General features: G+C 58.8%; 20 protein-coding genes, 1 tRNA gene and 2 pseudogenes. 17 read left to right on the top strand and 6 right to left on the bottom strand.

Going from position 1 to position 17,672, the window contains the following annotated elements; all coding sequences use genetic code 11:
- Position 1: 1 nt before the first annotated feature.
- From FBX99_RS13400 to FBX99_RS29170, 9 genes and pseudogenes are all read left to right on the top strand, one after another.
- Positions 2–361: a DUF4398 domain-containing protein gene (locus FBX99_RS13400; protein ID WP_144929492.1), complete on the top strand. Its 360-nt coding sequence runs from the start codon at positions 2–4 to the stop codon at positions 359–361.
- A complete protein-coding gene (locus FBX99_RS13405) occupies positions 358–1,167 on the top strand; it encodes an OmpA family protein (RefSeq protein ID WP_144929491.1) in 810 nt (269 codons plus the stop codon). Before FBX99_RS13400 ends, FBX99_RS13405 begins: the two co-directional genes overlap by 4 nt.
- 197 nt (positions 1,168–1,364) lie before the next feature.
- The gene (locus FBX99_RS13410) at positions 1,365–2,807 is read left to right on the top strand and encodes a PLP-dependent aminotransferase family protein (protein WP_024776873.1); all 1,443 of its coding nucleotides are present in this window, start codon (positions 1,365–1,367) and stop codon (positions 2,805–2,807) included.
- A gap of 72 nt (positions 2,808–2,879) precedes the next feature.
- Positions 2,880–3,365 carry a translation initiation factor 2 gene (locus FBX99_RS13415; protein WP_145131795.1) on the top strand — a complete coding sequence of 162 codons (486 nt, stop codon included), beginning with the start codon at positions 2,880–2,882 and terminating at the stop codon, positions 3,363–3,365.
- Between the two features lie 147 nt (positions 3,366–3,512).
- Entirely contained in the window at positions 3,513–3,767 is a 255-nt protein-coding gene (locus tag FBX99_RS13420; protein ID WP_047699159.1) for a YkgJ family cysteine cluster protein, read from the top strand.
- Positions 3,768–3,846: 79 nt separating this feature from the next.
- Positions 3,847–4,455 carry an START domain-containing protein gene (locus tag FBX99_RS13425; RefSeq protein ID WP_144929490.1) on the top strand — a complete coding sequence of 203 codons (609 nt, stop codon included), beginning with the start codon at positions 3,847–3,849 and terminating at the stop codon, positions 4,453–4,455.
- A gap of 147 nt (positions 4,456–4,602) precedes the next feature.
- Positions 4,603–4,839: a hypothetical protein gene (locus FBX99_RS13430; protein WP_144929489.1), complete on the top strand. Its 237-nt coding sequence runs from the start codon at positions 4,603–4,605 to the stop codon at positions 4,837–4,839.
- Positions 4,840–5,041: 202 nt separating this feature from the next.
- Complete coding sequence (locus FBX99_RS13435; RefSeq protein WP_053150289.1) at positions 5,042–5,383, top strand: ribonuclease E inhibitor RraB; 342 nt, start codon at positions 5,042–5,044, stop codon at positions 5,381–5,383.
- Between the two features lie 84 nt (positions 5,384–5,467).
- Positions 5,468–5,569, top strand: a pseudogene (locus FBX99_RS29170) (transglutaminase domain-containing protein); the annotation flags it as partial.
- 6 nt (positions 5,570–5,575) lie between these two features.
- On the opposite strand, the gene FBX99_RS13445 reads toward FBX99_RS29170, so the two are convergent.
- Complete coding sequence (locus FBX99_RS13445; protein ID WP_178111930.1) at positions 5,576–6,403, bottom strand: cytochrome c; 828 nt, start codon at positions 6,401–6,403, stop codon at positions 5,576–5,578.
- 609 nt (positions 6,404–7,012) lie between these two features.
- Here FBX99_RS13445 and FBX99_RS13450 point away from each other — a divergent pair.
- The 3 genes from FBX99_RS13450 (at position 7,013) to FBX99_RS13460 (ending at position 11,175) form a co-directional block, all read left to right on the top strand.
- Complete coding sequence (locus FBX99_RS13450) at positions 7,013–8,218, top strand: acetyl-CoA C-acetyltransferase (RefSeq protein WP_145131779.1); 1,206 nt, start codon at positions 7,013–7,015, stop codon at positions 8,216–8,218.
- A gap of 12 nt (positions 8,219–8,230) precedes the next feature.
- Complete coding sequence (locus tag FBX99_RS13455; RefSeq protein ID WP_144929486.1) at positions 8,231–10,375, top strand: 3-hydroxyacyl-CoA dehydrogenase NAD-binding domain-containing protein; 2,145 nt, start codon at positions 8,231–8,233, stop codon at positions 10,373–10,375.
- 83 nt (positions 10,376–10,458) lie between these two features.
- Positions 10,459–11,175: an amidotransferase gene (locus tag FBX99_RS13460; RefSeq protein WP_144929485.1), complete on the top strand. Its 717-nt coding sequence runs from the start codon at positions 10,459–10,461 to the stop codon at positions 11,173–11,175.
- 55 nt (positions 11,176–11,230) lie between these two features.
- Here FBX99_RS13460 and FBX99_RS13465 read toward each other — a convergent pair whose 3' ends face one another.
- The 3 genes from FBX99_RS13465 to FBX99_RS13475 all read right to left on the bottom strand — a co-directional run bounded on the left by FBX99_RS13465 (position 11,231) and on the right by FBX99_RS13475 (position 13,941).
- Positions 11,231–12,202: a magnesium and cobalt transport protein CorA gene (locus FBX99_RS13465; protein WP_144929484.1), complete on the bottom strand. Its 972-nt coding sequence runs from the start codon at positions 12,200–12,202 to the stop codon at positions 11,231–11,233.
- Between the two features lie 132 nt (positions 12,203–12,334).
- Entirely contained in the window at positions 12,335–13,057 is a 723-nt protein-coding gene (locus tag FBX99_RS13470) for a 1-acylglycerol-3-phosphate O-acyltransferase (RefSeq protein ID WP_144929483.1), read from the bottom strand.
- Between the two features lie 194 nt (positions 13,058–13,251).
- Positions 13,252–13,941 carry a crotonase/enoyl-CoA hydratase family protein gene (locus FBX99_RS13475; protein ID WP_144929482.1) on the bottom strand — a complete coding sequence of 230 codons (690 nt, stop codon included), beginning with the start codon at positions 13,939–13,941 and terminating at the stop codon, positions 13,252–13,254.
- Positions 13,942–14,246: 305 nt separating this feature from the next.
- Here FBX99_RS13475 and FBX99_RS13480 point away from each other — a divergent pair.
- The 4 genes from FBX99_RS13480 (at position 14,247) to FBX99_RS13495 (ending at position 16,064) form a co-directional block, all read left to right on the top strand.
- A tRNA-Ser gene (locus FBX99_RS13480) sits at positions 14,247–14,336 on the top strand.
- Positions 14,337–14,617: 281 nt separating this feature from the next.
- Positions 14,618–15,094, top strand: coding sequence for a hypothetical protein (locus FBX99_RS13485; RefSeq protein ID WP_145131781.1), 477 nt, complete (start codon positions 14,618–14,620; stop codon positions 15,092–15,094).
- Between the two features lie 149 nt (positions 15,095–15,243).
- A complete protein-coding gene (locus tag FBX99_RS13490; RefSeq protein ID WP_256664055.1) occupies positions 15,244–15,744 on the top strand; it encodes a nuclear transport factor 2 family protein in 501 nt (166 codons plus the stop codon).
- A gap of 92 nt (positions 15,745–15,836) precedes the next feature.
- The gene (locus FBX99_RS13495; protein WP_047699184.1) at positions 15,837–16,064 is read left to right on the top strand and encodes a hypothetical protein; all 228 of its coding nucleotides are present in this window, start codon (positions 15,837–15,839) and stop codon (positions 16,062–16,064) included.
- A gap of 99 nt (positions 16,065–16,163) precedes the next feature.
- Here the strand turns inward: FBX99_RS13495 and FBX99_RS29585 are convergent, their stop codons facing one another.
- Entirely contained in the window at positions 16,164–16,319 is a 156-nt protein-coding gene (locus FBX99_RS29585) for a cupin domain-containing protein (protein ID WP_144929480.1), read from the bottom strand.
- A gap of 26 nt (positions 16,320–16,345) precedes the next feature.
- Between FBX99_RS29585 and FBX99_RS13505 the strand changes: the two are divergent.
- Positions 16,346–16,669 (top strand): annotated as a pseudogene (locus FBX99_RS13505) (alpha/beta hydrolase); the annotation flags it as partial.
- A 19-nt stretch (positions 16,670–16,688) separates the two neighbouring features.
- On the opposite strand, the gene FBX99_RS13510 reads toward FBX99_RS13505, so the two are convergent.
- The gene (locus FBX99_RS13510; protein WP_144929479.1) at positions 16,689–17,621 is read right to left on the bottom strand and encodes an AraC family transcriptional regulator; all 933 of its coding nucleotides are present in this window, start codon (positions 17,619–17,621) and stop codon (positions 16,689–16,691) included.
- Between the last annotated feature and the right edge of the window lie 51 nt (positions 17,622–17,672).

Genomic DNA, 17,672 nt, shown 5'->3' on the forward strand with positions numbered 1-17,672 from the left:
AGTGACTATTCGACCTCTTTTCGCTGCCCTGGCCGTTCTGGCTCTGGCGGGCTGCGCAGCCGATCCGGCGCCGAATGAACAGATCCGCCTGACTGAACAGGCCTTGGAACAAGCCCGGGCCGTGGGCGCCAACGCCGACGAAGTACCTGAATTGAAGCTGGCGGAAGAAAAGTTCGCCCGCGCAAAATCCAATCTGATCGATGAGTCGTACAAAAAGGCACGCATGCGTGCCGAGCAGGCCGAGCTGGACGCACGTCTGGCCGAGGCGAAGGTGCTGACCCTCAAGAGCCAGGAGCAACTGAACGTGCTCGACACCCGCATCAAGCGCTTGCGTAAACAACTGAGGGAGGATGCCCAATGAAGCCCTCCCATGTGTTTGGCGGTTTGATCCTGGCGGGCCTGGCCAGCTTGTACGGCTGCGCGGGTCAGCGCAGTGAAGCGGCACTGGAAAAAGCCAGTACCGATTTCCAGAAAGTGAAGGAAGACGCCAACGTCCTGCGCGCAGCGCCCAGGGATGTGATTCGCGCTGGCGAGTCGCTGGCCCGGGCCGATCGCCTGTCCAGCTACTGGGGCAGCGGCGAGGATGTATTGCATTACGCCTACCTCAGCCAGCGCTACAGTGAAATCGCCCGGGAGCACAGTAACCAGGTGCTTAACGAAGAGCGTGCGGCGAAGCTCGAACTGGAGCGCCAGCGCCTGCAACTGGCGTTGCGCGAATCCAAGTTGCTCAGTGTTCAGCAACAGGGCAAATGGCTGGAAGAGCAGATCATGGAGATGACCACCACCCAGACCGATCGCGGCCTGGTAATGACCCTCGGTGATGTGCTGTTCGACACCGGCGAGGCTGAATTGAAGAACTCGGCCAACCGGGTCGTGCTCAAGATCGTGCAGTTCCTGCAACTCAACCCCAAGCGGGTGGTGCGCATCGAAGGCTATACCGATAGCACTGGCGGCAAGCAGGAGAACCTCAAGCTGTCCCGGGACCGCGCGCAGGCGGTGGCGGATGTGCTGATAGATCTGGGGATCGATGACAAGCGCATCCAGGTCGAAGGCTACGGCGACGAGTTCCCGGTGGACGTCAACGCCACCGAGCGTGGCAGGGCGCAGAACCGTCGGGTTGAAATTGTGTTCTCCGATGAGAAGGGCCAGCTCGGCGCTGCTCGCTAAGGGCTGCGTCACTGGAAAACCCGGCCTCTGAGGAGCGCCGGGTTTTTTTGTGCTCGTGGCTCATACACTCGCGCACAGTTGGGGCTGTCACCGCACTGTACGGTCGAGTAATCTGGCAACTGTCCCCGTACACTTCTAAACTGTTCCGGTATCGTTTCCTACAAGAACAACATGCCCGCGAAATCGAGTGCTGCGTCATGACCAACCTCTTGCTCTACCAACGTATTGCTCAGCAACTGGCCGAAGACATCCGTCGGGGTGTGTATCAGCCCGGCGAACGTGTGCCGTCGGTGCGCAAGATGAGTTCGCAGCTCAACGTCAGCCATGCGACGGTGCTACAGGCCTACGCCAACCTTGAGGATCAGGGGCTGATTCGTGCCCGGCCGCAATCGGGGTATTACGTGCACCAGACGCCGGCGCTGACGGCGCCGACACCGGATATCGCCCGGGTAGAGCGTCCGGGGTTGGTCACGCGCAGCAGTATCATCCAGCAGGTACTGGTCGAGTCCCGTCGCGAAGGGGTATTTCCATTGGGCGCGGCGGTGCCGAGTGTGGATTACCTGCCTGTACGGGCACTGCATCAGCAATTGGCCAAGGTCACGCGCTTCCACAGTCCGCGGGCGTTCAGCTATATGTTCAGCCCGGGTTTCGAACCGTTGCGTCGCCAGGTGGCGATTCGCATGCGTGATGCCGGTGTCGTGGTGGACCCTTCCGAGGTGGTGATTACCCACGGTTGCGTGGATGCGCTGCAAATGTCCCTGCGGGTACTGACCCGGCCTGGGGATCTGATCGCCGCCGAATCGCCGACTTACTACGGTTTGCTGCAACTGGCGGATCTGTTGGGTCTCAAAGTCATCGAGATCCCCAGCGACCCGGTGACCGGCATGAGCCTGGAGGCCCTGCAACTGGCGGCCAACCAATGGTCGATCAAGGCGCTGGTGCTGACTACGCGGCTGAGCAACCCCCTGGGCGGCACCATGCCCGAGGAGCGGCAGAAGCAACTGTTGCGCCTGGCTTCGGATTTCGACATTCAGATTGTCGAGGATGACATCTACGGCGAGCTGATGTTCGAGCAGGGCCGCACCAAAGCACTCAAGGCTTATGATCGGCTGGACCGGGTCATTTATTGTTCGAGTTTTTCCAAGACATTGTCGCCAGGTGTACGCATCGGCTGGATGATCGCCGGCAAGTTTCAGCAGGAGATCCAGCGGCTGCAGACGTTCAGTACCCATTCAGCGTGCAGCGTCACGCAGATGGGCATTGCGGCCTATCTGGAAAATGGCGGCTACGACCGCCATCTGCGCTATATCCGTCAGGAATACCGCAAGAATCTCAGTGCTTTCCAGTTGGCGGTGCAGCAGTACTTTCCCGAAGGCACGCAGATGAGTCGCCCCACCGGCGGCTTCATCCTGTGGGTCAGCCTGCCGGGGCGGGTCAATACCCAGGAGTTGCACGTGCGGGCGTTGCAACAGGGAATCAGTATCGCGCCAGGGTTGATCTTCAGTAACACCGAGCAGTTCAACCACTGCATTCGCCTGAACTGCGGAATCCCTTGGAACCGCGAGGCGGAACGGGCCTTGATGACGTTGGGGCTGTTGGCCACGCAATTGTGCCAAGAGACCGCCAGCGGTTTTCTGTAGGAATCGACGGGCTTGTCAGCATCGGATTATCAGGCCAGCATGTACTTCTCTGCCGTAAGTGCTGTCGTATCTATGAAAGCCATTGCTCCTGCCACCTGGGTTTTGATCGGCCTGCTGACTGCCTTCCATGCCGCAGGTGTTGTAGCGGCTTCGGTGCAAGAAAAACCGGCCGCCAGCGCCACGAAAAAACCATCGAATAGCGTGTCCCAGAAGCCACCTGCAGCGAAGAAGGCGCCAGCCGGGAAAATGGCTTCCTCGCAGAAGAAACGCGCGCCCATTGCTTCCAAGAGCAAATCTGCCCATGAAGTTGCCAAGACTCCACTCCCGCCAGCCAACCTGGATCTGAGTCTGCCCCATGACATGGTTCAGAAACTGCAACCACCCGGAACGGTACCGCTACCCAAGCGTGAGCCGTTGTTACCGTCCATGTTCGGGCAGAAGCCGGACCCGTTCCAGCTCAATGGCCGTTTGCTGAATAACGAAATGCAGCTGCCGCTGCGTAATTCGGAGCGCCGGGAAGTGGAGGGGGCGGCCCTGGATTTTGAATTCAAGCGATAAGTCTTCGAGCGTGAAGGCAATTCGTCGCTGACTGTTCGGTCATCTCCCATTGGGCGAAAAAACACGCAGACGGTAATTTCAAACGAGTGTTTAAGCCGTTACTCTGTGTTCCGTTATTGGGCCGTTACCCATGAGGATGTTGTCGTCATGAAATGCCGTGAAGGCTGTGGTGCCTGCTGCATTGCTCCCTCCATCAGCTCGTCGATCCCGGGTATGCCCCATGGCAAGCCGGCGGGAGAACGTTGTGTGCAATTGTCGGTCGATAACTTGTGCCGGATCTTCGGCCTGCCGGAACGTCCGGCGGTGTGCTCGGGGTTCGCCGCCGACATCGAGGTCTGCGGCAACAGCAGCGAGGAAGCCATCCGGTTGATCGGGTGGTGGGAGCAGGCCACGGCGGTGTAATGGGTCAATGGACAGGGCTGAATGCGAAGCCCAATGACGAAATTCAAATGACCGGACTTCGACAATAAGGAAAAAAACTATGGGTTCGCTGCATCGTATGGCTGTGTTGTGTGGCTTGACCGCTTTTCTGGCAACCGCAACTGCTCAGGCGCAAGACTGGCAGGTCGCCAAGGAGCAGGACGGTATCAAGGTTTCCCTCAGTGAAGTGGCCGGCTCCAAGTACAAGGCCTATCGCGGCGTGACCGTCATGAAGACCACCATGACGAAGTTGCGGGCCTTGCAGGAAGATGTCTCGGGTGCCTGCGCCTGGATCCATGAGTGCAAGACCCAGAAGCTGCTCAAGCACGAAGGCAACCAGAGCTGGACCTACACCCAGTTCAATACACCGTGGCCGGTCACGTCCCGGGATTCGGTGCTGAAAGTCACCACCGTCGAAGGCGCCGATGGCAGCCTGACCCGCAACCTCAAGGGCGTGCCGACCTACCTCCCGCAAGAGCAGGGGTTTGTGCGAGTAATCCAGGTCGACGGTTTCTGGAAATTCACACCGAAGGGCGCGGACCAGATCGAAGTGACCTATCAGGTCCACACTGAGCCCGGTGGTGATGTACCGTCCTGGCTGGCCAACAAATTCGTGGTGGATGCGCCGTTCAACACCTTGAAAGCCTTGAGGGAGCGTGCCGAGAAGTAATCGGCAGGCCTGATGGATGTCTATCCCGGGACCGCCCTTGAGGCGGTCTTTTCACGGGTGCCATTCAGGTATTCGGTGGAACGATTATTCCCCCCGAAATGTCGAGATAGAGGTAAGCCCGGCCATGATTTGATCGAGGAGACAGCAATGCAAAAGTGGGAAATCACGTTCGTTGATGACCACGGCGAAGCGATCGCCGAGCAGTTCGACTATGACCAGGAGCCCACTATGGAACAGGCCGCACAGTTGATTCGCGAAAGGTTGCTTCCGGTGCCCGCCCAGTTGGACCTCAACGACCTGGAAGGGCGGACGGCCGAGCCGACGGTCAAGAATCTCAAATCCCAGCACAGCATCGAAATCATCAACATTAAGCCGATTTCATGAAGTTCATGGCCTGGTCCCGCTTGGCAGTGGCCATCACTTGCAGCTACTCTGCAATTGAGATCAGCGAAAGGATCGCCAAGGTCCGGTCTTGTCAGCTACATGCTTGTGTCCCGACGGTCATTTGATGCCGTATCGCTTGCAATCCACGGGTTGCCGCACGGGAAGACGGAAAGTCTATCCATCGATCTGAGGAGGACGTTTCATGAGCACAGCCTATCAAGAAGACATCAGCACCCGTGTGCTGCGCCGCATGAAAGAAGGCGGGTTCGACTTCTCACAATTCCATCCAATCGAGTTCTATGCCATTTTCCCGGACGAGGAGCGGGCGCGCAGGGCAGCGGGTCATTTTCGGGGTGAGTCGTTGAATGCACAGATCAGCGCACGGGACGACGGTGCCTGGTCATTGGAACTGAGCCGGGTGATGTATGCCACTTACGATGACATTGGAGATTTCGAGCAAGACTTCGAAGCGGTGGTGGAGCCTTTGGGCGGCGTCATCGAAGGTTGGGGGGTGAAGCAGGAAATCCGGCGTCTCCAGGCCTGATGTCCATACCCTGCCACAACACAACGGCTGACCTTAGGGTTGGCCGTTTTCATGTATGTAGCCTGTAGCCGAGCACAGGCAGGTAATACCCATGTATTCCTGGCCTGCGCCCGCAGCCTGGGCGTGCCGGCACGCTATGTATCGGGCAACGTGTACAGCGGGAGCAAGCTCCCTCGCCACACATGGATGGTCTTATTGGCTCAACGGCTGTTTACGCCCAGCCATATGCTTCAGATACCCCACCAACAGATCCAGCTCTGAGTCCGGCAGCACGGCCGCTGAAAATGCCGGCATCTTGCCTTGGGGCCAGTGACGCAGCCCCTGGGGATCACGGATATAGCGCTTGAGGAAATCCCCCGAGAAATATTCGGTGGGGTTGAAGGGAATATTCAGGTCCGGGCCAAACTGTGCATCGCCTGCGCCATTGAGCCGATGGCATGCCAGGCAATTCTTCTGGAACACCGCGAAGCCCTTGTTGATCGGATCATCCTTGGCCAGGCTGGGCGCCGGCAGCAGGGCGGGGAAGCGCTCGGCCACGGCTGACATGCGCTTGATGCTCGCTACCGCATATGGCCATTGTTCCGGGCTGATATGACCCGCTTGAGGATCGGTCCAGACTAGGTAGAACGGTCCTGCACTGGGCTTGCCCTCTCCCAGGGATGGCCAAGGGGCGGCTGGATTTTCGATGGCCAGCCAGGCGCGTGCGCCATTCTTGTTGAGTAATGGCGCCGCGGACATCTCGGCGGCGAAACCGTCCAGGGCCACGGCTTGCAGGTGATCATCCGGCTGGACACCGGTCAGCAGCGCCGTCAGTGGCACGGCGCGATAGCTCATCGGTTTCTTGTAGGAAACGTCGTCGGGTATCTGGATCGTTTGCGCTTCAGGATGCTTGAGCAGTTCTTCGGTTTGCCAGGTACGCGCAGTCGCGCCCAGCTCCAGTACCAGTTGGGCGGCATACAGGGGCGTGCTGAGCAACAACGCCCCGAGCAGGATGAGAGCTTTCAATGGATCGCTTTCCATGTCGAGAGAGTGGCGCCAAGGTTGGCACAGCCAACGCCGCTCGAACAACGAGCCCGTCACATTTTTTAGTGACACGATCGATAGCGATACCGCTCACGGTTGATGCAGGCACCCGCACGCAATACTCAGCCGATCACCTTGGGAATATTCGGCAGAATCAATAGCAGCGTGGTGGCGAAGAGAATGAGTCCGGCTTGACGAACTTTCGAGTGTTTGAACATGGCTGACCCGCCTTTTTTGTTATTTCCTGAGGCCAGCCTTCATAACTCCGTGGCGGCTGGCAGTGCACTTCCTGTCTGACAAGCGCCTCGGCAAAACCCGACGACTCTCTTGTACAAGGATTACATTAGGGGCCGCAGCCGCGTTGGCTTAGATCCAATTCGTATCAGTTTCGAAGAAGTCGTTATAAAAAAGCTATGAGGCCTATTGCCACCTTCTTGCCGGTCCTTTAGCTAGACAGCTTGCGTTCCTGAATCGGTTAACCCGATAGCAGGCTACCGTTCGTCTGACTGTGGTCGTCAATGCCCTTGAGCGCTCGGGTCATTGAATCCGGGGCCGCTGGGCTTATGGTAGGAGCATCGCGTTATCTGTCGTGGTTTCGAGGATGTCATGACCCAAGCTTTGATTTTCGATGCCTTGCGCACCCCCCGTGGCAAGGGCAAGGCCGATGGCGCCCTGCACAGTGTCAAGCCGGTGAACCTGGTGGGAGGGTTGCTTCAAGCCTTGCAGCAGCGCATGGACCTGGACACCAGTCAGGTCGATGACGTCGTGCTCGGTTGTGTGACGCCGGTAGGCGAACAGGGGGCCGACATCGCCAAGACCGCCGCCCTGATAGCCGGCTGGGATGTCAGCGTTCCAGGTGTCCAGCTCAATCGGTTCTGTGCTTCGGGCCTCGAAGCGGTGAACCTGGCCGCCATGAAAGTGCGCTCCGGGTTCGAGGACCTGGTGGTGGCCGGTGGTGTCGAGTCGATGTCTCGGGTGCCGATGGGCAGCGACGGCGGCGCCTGGGCGCTGGATCCGCAATCCAACCTGCAAGGGCACTTCGTTCCCCAAGGCATCGGTGCCGACCTGATCGCCACACTGGAAGGCTTCAGTCGCGAAGATGTTGATACTTACGCACTGAACTCCCAGAAAAAAGCCGGGCGGGCTCGGGCCGACGGCTCTTTCAACAGGTCTCTGGTAGCGGTTCGAGATCAGAACGGCATCGTGCTGCTGGACCACGACGAGTTCATCCGTGTCGACACCACTCTCGAAGGCCTGGGCAGGCTCAAGCCGAGTTTCGAAACCATGGGCCAGATGGGCTTCGATGCCACGGCGCTGCGGGTCTATAGCCATGTCGAGCGGATCTACCATGTGCATACGCCCGGCAACAGTTCCGGGATCGTCGATGGCGCGGCGCTGATGCTGATCGGCTCTGAAGCCAAGGGACGCGCCTTGGGCCTGCAGCCTCGGGCGCGGATCATCGCCACGGCCGTCACCAGCACCGATCCGACCATCATGCTCACCGGTCCGGCGCCGGCCACCCGCAAAGTCTTGGCCAAGGCCGGGTTGCGGGTGGAGGACATCGACCTGTTCGAGGTCAACGAAGCCTTCGCCTCGGTGGTGCTCAAGTTCATCAGGGACATGGCCATCGACCCTGCCAGGGTCAACGTCAACGGTGGCTCCATCGCCATGGGGCACCCCTTGGGGGCAACGGGGTGCGCCATTCTCGGTACCCTGCTCGATGAGCTGGAGGTGCGTCGCCTGCGCTACGGCCTGGCGACGTTGTGTGTGGGTGGCGGGATGGGCATTGCCACTGTGATCGAACGCCTCTGAAGGACTTGCTCAATGACCGCTGCCATTCGTTACGAAACCGGCCAGGACCGAATCGTCGTCCTGACAATGGACCTGCCTGGCCAGAGCGCCAATACCATGAATGCTGTGTACCGTGAGGCCATGGCCGCCTGTGTTGCCCGTCTGGTTGCCGAAAGAGACTCGATCGCTGGCGTGATCATCACCTCGGCCAAAAAGACGTTCTTCGCCGGCGGCGATCTCAATGAGCTGGTCGCGGTCGGCAAGTCCGAGGCCAAGGCTTTCTACGCGATGATCCTGGGGCTCAAGGCGCAGTTGCGCGTCCTTGAGACACTGGGCAAGCCAGTGGTCGCCGCCATCAACGGTGCGGCGCTCGGAGGCGGCTGGGAGATCTGCCTGGCTTGCCATCATCGAGTGGCGCTGGATCATCCGTCGGTGCAGATCGGGCTGCCGGAAGTCACCCTGGGCCTGTTGCCGGGCGGCGGCGCAGTGGTGCGGATGGTGCGCCTGCTAGGTCTGGAAAAGGCCTTGCCGTATCTGCTCGAAGGCAAGCGGTTTGGCCCTCGACAAGCGCTGCAGGCCGGGTTGATCGATGAGCTGGCGGTTGATCGTGATGAACTGCTGGCCAAGGCGCGGGCCTGGATCCTCGCCAACCCGGACGCGGTTCAGCCTTGGGACGTAAAGGGCTATCGGATTCCCGGGGGGACGCCGTCCGATCCGAGTGTCATGCAGACGCTGGCGATTGCCCCTTCGATCCTGCGCAACCGGACCCAGGGCTGCTTGCCGGCGCCGGAGAAAATCCTCTGTGCCGCGGTGGAAGGTGCCCAGGTGGGTTATGACGCGGCGCACCTGATCGAGACCCGCTATTTCACTGAATTGACCACGGGGCAGATCGCCAAGAACCTGATCGGCACCTTCTGGTTCCAGCTCAACGAGATCAAGGCCGGAGGTTCGCGCCCGCACGGGTATGCGCCTTATCTGACAAAAAAAGTCGCTGTGCTCGGGGCTGGCATGATGGGGGCCGGCATTGCCTGTGTCTGCGCCCTGGCCGAGATCGAGGTGGTCCTCAAGGATATCGATCTGTCCGCCGCGGAGCAGGGCAAGGCCCGTTTGGCCGCGCTGCTGGACAAGCAAGTCGCCCGCGGGCAGATCACCGTGCAGCAACGTGAAATCACGCTGGCGCGGGTTCATACCACTGACAACGATGCGCAGCTGTCCGGTTGCGATCTGATTATCGAGGCGGTGTTCGAGGATCGTGACCTGAAAGCCAGGGTGTCGGCGGCCGCCCATGCGGTAGCGGGGCCGGATGCGGTGATGGCCTCCAATACCTCAACGTTGCCTATCACCGGCCTGGCTGCTGCGATTGCCGACCCGGCGAAGTTCATCGGCCTGCATTTCTTCAGTCCGGTGGAAAAAATGCCCCTGGTGGAAATTGTCAGGGGCGTTCACACCAGCGATGCAACCTTGGCTCGTGGTTTCGATTTCGTCCTGCAGCTCAACAAGACGCCGATTGTGGTCAATGACGGCCGCGGTTTCTTCACGTCGCGTGTCTTCGGCACCTTTATCCATGAGGGCATCGCCATGCTCGGTGAAGGGGTGAGTGCGCCGATGATCGAAACCGAGGCCCGCAAGGCCGGGATGCCGGCCGGGCCTCTGGCGGTTTCCGACGAAGTTTCCCTCAACCTGATCAGTCATATTCGTGCCGAAACCGCCAAGGACCTTCAAGCAGAAGGGAGAACGCCGATTGAGCATCCGGCGTTCGCCGTGATTGACGTGTTGCTCAAGGAGTACCAGCGGCCGGGCAAAGCTGCCGGGGCCGGTTTCTATGAATACCCGGTCGGTGGACAAAAACATCTGTGGCCGCAGCTCAAACGCCTTTTCGAGGATGTCGACAGGCAGATTCCGCCCCAGGACATCCGTGATCGCTTGCTGTTTATCCAGGCCCTGGAAACCGTGCGTTGCGTGGAGGAGGGCGTGCTCAGGTCGACGGCCGATGCCAACGTTGGCTCGATCTTCGGGATCGGCTTCGCGACCTGGACCGGCGGTGCGTTGCAATTCATCAACCAGTACGGCCTGCAGGACTTTATCGCCCGGGCCCAGTACCTGGCCGAGCAATATGGCGAACGTTTCTCGCCCCCGGCCCTGTTGCTGGAAAAAGCCGCCAGGCAGTCATTGTTCTGACAGCGGGGGGGCTTGCCTTGCGGGGTGTTTCAAGGCAGGCTCTGGGGTGTGCAATATTCCCATCACCGTGTCAGGTATTTTTTATGTCCCTACGCATCTGCATCCTCGAAACCGATATCCTGCGCCCGGAGCTGGTCGATCAATATCAGGGTTACGGGCAGATGTTCCAGCGGCTGTTCTCACAACAGCCGGTCGCGGCCGATTTCGTCGTGTACAACGTCGTGGAAGGGCAGTACCCGAGCGATGATGAGGTGTTCGACGCCTACCTGGTAACCGGTAGCAAGGCCGATTCCTTTGGTACCGATCCCTGGATTCAAACCCTCAAGAAGTATCTGCTGGAGCGCTACCAACGTGGCGACAAGCTGTTGGGTATTTGCTTCGGCCACCAGTTGCTGGCGCTGTTGCTGGGCGGCAAGACCGAACGCGCGACCCAGGGCTGGGGCGTCGGCACGCATCGCTACAAGCTCGCAGCCAAGGCTCCATGGATGAGCCCGGTAATGGAGGAACTGACTCTGCTGATCAGCCATCAGGACCAGGTCACTCAGCTACCCGAAAACGCTACGGTCATCGCCTCCAGCGACTTCTGCCCGTATGCCGCCTACCACATCAATGATCAGGTGCTGTGCTTCCAGGGCCATCCCGAATTCATCCACGATTACTCCCGGGCGCTGCTTGACCTGCGCCAGCAACACCTTGGCGAGCAGGTCTACAGCCAGGGCGTGGCGAGCCTGGAACAGGAGCATCACGGCACGACCGTGGCAGAGTGGATGATGCGTTTCGTCGCTCACAAGCCGCTGTAAGCGGCAAGTTGCAAGCTTCAAGCGGCAAGTTGTGCAATCCTCAGCTTGCAGTTGCTTACAACCACCCCGACCGCTTGAAGCTGGCCCACAGCGCGGTGCATCCCACGGTAATTACTCCCAGCACCGTGAAATAGCCGTAGTGCCAACTCAGCTCCGGCATGTCCTGGAAGTTCATCCCGTAGATCCCGGCTACCGCCGTCGGAAACGCCAGGATCGCCGCCCATGCCGCGAACTTGCGCTGCACCACGCTCTGGCGTGATGCTTCGAGCAGCACGCCGACTTCGATGGTCTGGCTGGCAATGTCCGCCAAGGTCGTCAGGTCTTCCATCTGTCGTGTGACGTGGATCTGCACATCGCGGAAGTACGGGCGCATGTTCTTGTCGATGAAAGGAAAGTTCAGCTTCTGCAATTCCTCGCTGATTTCCACCATCGGCGCTGCGTAGCGGCGCAGGCGCAGCACGTCCCGACGCAAGCTGTGCAGTTTCTGGATGTCCCGTTCGTTCAAGGCACTGCACAGCACGTGGTGCTCGAGCTCATCGATCTCGTTATGAATGGCTTCACCCATCGGCTGATAGTTTTCAATCACGAAATCGAGGATGGCATAGAGTACGAAATCTTCCCCATGCTCCAGCAGGAGTGGTCGAGCCTCACAGCGTTGTCGGACATAAGCGTAGGAAGCCGAGTGTCCATTACGGGCAGTGATGATGTAGCCCTTGCCGGCGAAAATATGGGTTTCGATGAACTGCAGCTTGCCGTCCTTGCGTATCGGTGAATACGTGACAATGAACAGCGCATCGCCGAAGGTCTCGAGCTTGGGGCGGCTATGCTTCTCCATGGCATCTTCTATCGCCAGTTCGTGCAGGTTGAACTGACGCTGCAGATTGGTCAGCTCCTGGACACTGGGCTCTTCCAGGCCGATCCACACAAAGTGCCCTGGTTTTGCAGCCCAGGCGCTGCCCTCGTCGAGGGTGATATTGGTGATTTTCTTACCGGCGCTGTAGACCGCAGCAGCAACGACTCTACCCATGATGGTGGTTCACTTCTTATTGGAAAATGGCAGTGGCAGGCACCGTGCAGCTTAGCGCGCCTTGTTGCTTGAGAGTCAGCAAAATCCGCTGAGTTCTCCCGTAGAAGGGCTCGTCGTGGGGAGAGGCTGTGCTCAGCCCGCCTGCACTTGACTGTCCATCGCCGCGATGCTCGCCTGCATTTGCTCTCGGCACTGGGCTATAAGGCGGGGCATGTCGTCCAGGGTCAGCCCTTGCGTAGGAATCGCCGGCAGTGACCGTATGAGAATGTCACCGCTGTGCCAACGGTTCAGGTGCATGTGCTTGATGTAGCGGCTGACGCACACCGGAACAATCGGCACCCCGGCGTCGATCGCCATCTGAAAGGCGCCTTTCTTGAACGGCAGCAAATCCCCACCGAGATTCCGGGTGCCTTCCGGGAATACCCAGATGGAGGTTTGTTCATGCTGCAGAGTATGGGTCGTGGTCTGTATGGCGCGGCGCGCCTTGATCGCATTGCTCCGGTCGATCAACACGTTACCCGCCAGCCAGAACAACTGCCCGAACAGCGGTACCCACTTCAGGCTCTTCTTGCCGATGCACACGGTGCGGTGGGGCACCACGTTGCCGAACACGAACAGGTCATAATTGGATTGGTGGTTGGCGATTATCACGCAACTCTGGGGTTTATCCCGCAGCGTATCGACATCGGCCATGACCCGTAGACCCAGAATCCACATGGCGGGCCGCGCATACAACCTTGCGCATAAACGGCTGTTGTCCGGGTTGAAGGGGCGGCACACCCCGAGGATCATACCCAGCACCCCTGCTACGAGAAAGTGCAGAGCCATCAACGACATACGCAGTACGAACAACATCCACAGGCCCGCCGGAACAAAAGGTGGGGCAGTGTACGAATGTGCACTGTTTTCGGCAATTGTCCCTATAGAGGGAGGAGATGGGCGATCTTCGAGCGCATGTGTTCAACGGAGGAGAGCCGCAGGCTAGAGCGGCCTCAGCTTTTGTGGGAGCGAGCAGATTCGCTCCCACAAGAGTGCAGGATAAACAGGGGCTAGCCCTGGTATTCCTGATCCAGCAGGATCGCCGTGTCCAGCGCTTCCAGCAGTGCCTTGCGCACTTTCAGCTTGGTATTTTTATGCGCTTTCATGTTGATTTTCTGCAGTTGGCGCGCCGCTTCCAGCGCCGCATTCTGCAACTCTTGCGCCGACACCACCTTATCGAGGAAGCCCGCGTCTACGGCGCTCTGTGGGTTGAACATCTCGCCATTGATGACCGAGCGATGAAACGCGGATTTGCGCAAGCGATCACGGGCCAGCTCGATGCCGGCGTGATGCATGGTCATGCCGATCTGCACTTCATTCAGGCCAATGCTGAATGGCCCGTCCACGCCGATTCGGTAGTCTGCCGAGAGCAGCAGGAATGCGCCTTTCGCCACGGCGTGGCCTGGGCAAGCGACAACGACGGGGAAGGGGTGTGACAACAGGCGACGGGCGAGGGTCGAACCGGCAGTGACCAGGCCTACCGCCTCTTTGGGCCCGGCCGTCATCACTTTCAAATCATAACCACCCGACAAGATCCCCGGTTGCCCGGTGATGATCACGATCGCCCGATCCTCCGTCGCCTGATCCAATGCAGCGTTGAACGCGGCAATGACGTCCGGTGAGATGGCATTGACCTTGCCGTTGTTCAAGGTCAGGGTCGCGATACCGTCTTCGAGATGGTAGGCAATCAGGTCGCTCATGACGCATTCCTTGTAGAAGAATTGCCGCAAACGTTACCCACCGTTGCGGATCAGGTAAAGCGCCGTGACTGACTCACCGGTCAGCTCCGGGCCGTATAAACAGTCTGTCCTGCCCGGGCGGCCGTGTCTGCATCCTTCAGGCGGCATAGATGTCGACCGGAGATTGGCCGGTTTGCCCTGTTCCGTCGCGTTTGAAATCCCGAAACACCTTAACCGCATGAAAATTCTGAAAAAAAGCTTTGCCATCGGAAAGGCTTTCGACTACATTAGCGCGCCTCGACAGACTGAACAGTTTGCCGAGACACGGTGAAGTGTCCGAGTGGCTTAAGGAGCACGCCTGGAAAGTGTGTATACAGGAAACTGTATCGAGAGTTCGAATCTCTCCTTCACCGCCACATTCATACGAAAAAGCCCTGATTATTCAGGGCTTTTTCGTATCTGCGTTTCAGGAAAAATCCCTCCCGTTCGAACGCTTCCAAGTCGGCGAGCCAGAACCCAGACGTGCCCATCCACGCCCTCATTCGATGCAGGCAAGGCCCCTGATTTTTCAATAAAATCAGGGGCCTTTTGCTATCTACTGGGATAAGAAAACCGACCGTACGGCGATTCCGCGGTGGCATGGCGTGAGGGATGAAACTACTCTGAAACCCATTGCTCGCCGATTGGAGATGGCAACATGAAAAGGATTTCGCCGACAGTTGTCGCATTGATACTACTCTTCGCGTGTTCGACCACTGTGCACGCTAATGCAGCTTCGCTTGACGAGGCGCGTACACTCGTTGCCCAAACTGGGCTGGGCAAGAAACTCCCCTCCCTTGCACTGTTGACAGCAAAGAGCACGACAACCTACGCGACGATCGCCGATAAGCTCGGTAATGCCAGTGCGAACAGTGCGTTATCCGACGAAATCAATGCGCTGCTGCCGCGATACCAGCCCAAGTGGGATGAGAGCCTTGCCAGAGCCTATGAGAAATCTTTCTCCGAGGAAGAGTTGGCATCGCTCGTTTCGCAAGGTCGCGCTTCACAGTACGCGCCGGAAGTGAAAAAACGGCAAGCCGGAATAGGTCGCTACATGCAGGCCAATGCTCAGCCGATTCTGGTTGCGTTCGTCTCTGATGCGCTCAAGGCAACTTTGTCCAAATATGTTCAGTAATAGGTCGCGAAACGAAACTCGGCCCGGACATGCCCATCTCTGCGAGTTTGCCAGACAGCATCAGGCAAGTTAGCAGCAGCTTCGAGCAAAAGCTTCCGGGCGCGTACCGTTAAGGTTCTCCTGAGATCCGTCCACTGCAGGAGAACATCATGGGCCCATGGATGAGTTTGACGCTGCGTCTTCAGGCTGTTGCACTGTGCCTGCTGCTTTCGATAGGTACAGTTTCGGCTGCGCAAACATCGACCCAACGCACCAATACGCATTTGGTACGCGAGGCATTCACGAACTGGCAGCAAGGTAAAGGCACGGTGTTCGATCTGCTGGCGCCTGATGCCAGATGGATCGTCGCCGGATCCAGTCCGGTTTCAGCGGTGTACAACAGCAAGACGGAGTTGATGGAGCAGGCCGTACGCCCTATCAGTGCTCGGTTGGCGACACCCATTTCTCCCCGTGTCCAGAACATTATTGCCGAGGGCGATGTGGTGGTTGTTCTCTGGAAAGGGGAGGCCACCGCTCGAGATCGCAAACCCTATAACAATACTTACCTATGGCACATGACGTTCAAGGAGGGGGAGGTTATTGAGGTCAAAGCGTTCCTGGATACCTATACGCTGAACGATCTCATGTTGCGTGTGCAGCCTGCCCATTAGCATTGCTCCAATCGGCTAAGCTCGATTCAGAACAAAGTAACTGCTGAATGGTCTGTTGAGTGGCCGAAGTCCAACTCACCTGAGGTAGCGCAATGAGCCTGATCGATTGTCCTGAATGCTCTTCCCGTATTTCCGACAAGGCATACGCTTGCCCTCAATGCGGGAACCCCTTTCGTGAGCCGAGTTTTCGCCTGACGGAAAAAAACGTCGGGCAGATTGCCGGGGTGACTGGGGTCTGGCTGACTGCGCCGTGGATAGCACGCATGGTGTTCGGTGTGGTGCTGGTGATAGCAGTGGCGGCGGTGTTGATTCTGCGCTGATGCAGGTGGAATGCAGTCTGGGGACACTCATGAAAACGGCTCGTTGAATAACGAGCCGTTGCAAGACCAAATGGGGTTATCACTCAACGCTGCCGCTGGTCACCACCGTAAACTTGCGGCTGAACTCCAACACTTCACACACACACCGGTGTGACCTGCTGGAACAGACACGGCATCACCGGCCTTCATCTCGAAGCGTTCGCCGGTGTCTAGGGTAATGGCGATGCGGCCTTCGATCAGCACGAAGGCTTTCATCGTTGTCGAAGCGCCAGTTGGACCGGGTCTACAAGGACTGGCGGCGCTGGTGTGTCTATCCCCATTACTTCTTCGATGATCCTTCCATGACGGATGTCGCCGTGCTTTACGCACAGGTACGCACGCCCTGCGTATTCGCCAATGCGGTGGATGATCCTTGGGCGCCGCCTGTCTCGCGGGACGCGTTTATCAAGGGTTATCGCAACGTTCCGTTTCGGGTACGGGACCTCCATCCCGAGACGAAAAAGCAGCCAATCGGCCACATGGGGTATTTCCGGCCGTCGGCAGAACCTCTCTGGGATGAAATGCTCAAGTGGCTCGTGACCCAGAAGCAGCGGGCCGTGGGCTGAATCGATGCCCTCGGCAAGGTCACGTATTCAACGCCAACTGCGGTCTGTCCGGATCCAGCTGCATCCGCCTGAACTGCCCCGGCGGCAGCCCATGGATCTGGCGGAAGCGCCGTGAAAAATAAGCCTCGTCGGCGAATCCGCACAACCGCGCCACTTCACCCACGGGGCGGGTGCCATTGAGCAGGTAGTTGCGCGCCGCGTGCATTCTGCGCTCGAGCACCAGCTCGGTGAACGTCTTGCCGATTTCCTTGCGCAGCCAGTGGGTCAGGTAGGTCGGCGACAGGTAGGTTGCGGCGGCGACCTTGATCAGGTTGAGGTCGGGGTCGGCAATGTTCCTGCGCAGGTATTCGGACATTCTGCCCAATGCATCGCGTCGGCTGATCTCGGCCGCGTTCTCTTCGGCCAACTGCTTGAGCGGCTCGGCATACAAAGCACAGACGCTGCCGATCAGTTGCAGCAACAACCCCTTGAGGATCTCCCGGGTGCCGAACTGGCGGTTCCTGTCCAGGACACGCATCTGCTCGATCAGTCCACAGACTTTGGCGAAATCCTCCTGTCCCAGAATGAAATCCAGGTGCTCCTGGAAACGGAACGGCGATAACTCGGGTGCCAGCAGGATCGAGACTTCTTCCAGGTCCATCGGGTCGCACTGCAGATGGGGCAGCAGGAACGTCTGGGAGAAGTTGATCACTATGAAATTGCTCTCCGCCGGGTGCGGAATGACGTGCACGCGATGGGGCAGGATGAACGCCAGGGTGTTGCGTGGGAACGGGCGTTCGACATGGCCGATGTGCTGCACGGTGTCGCCGCCCAGGTTGATCTGGATCTGGAAGTACTCGTGGCGATGGGGGCTGGTTTCGGCGCGCCGACCCTTCTTGTCGCGGATGTAGAAGTCCGTCAGTTCGCTGCGTTGCTGCATGAAGTAGGTGGGGACTTGGCTCGGTGATGACATCGCCTGGGGATCCTCGACAGCGGCTTGGGCGACGTGATTGTGAGGGTGTAC

The organism is Pseudomonas sp. SJZ074 (assembly GCF_007828215.1).
GTDB lineage: Bacteria > Pseudomonadota > Gammaproteobacteria > Pseudomonadales > Pseudomonadaceae > Aquipseudomonas.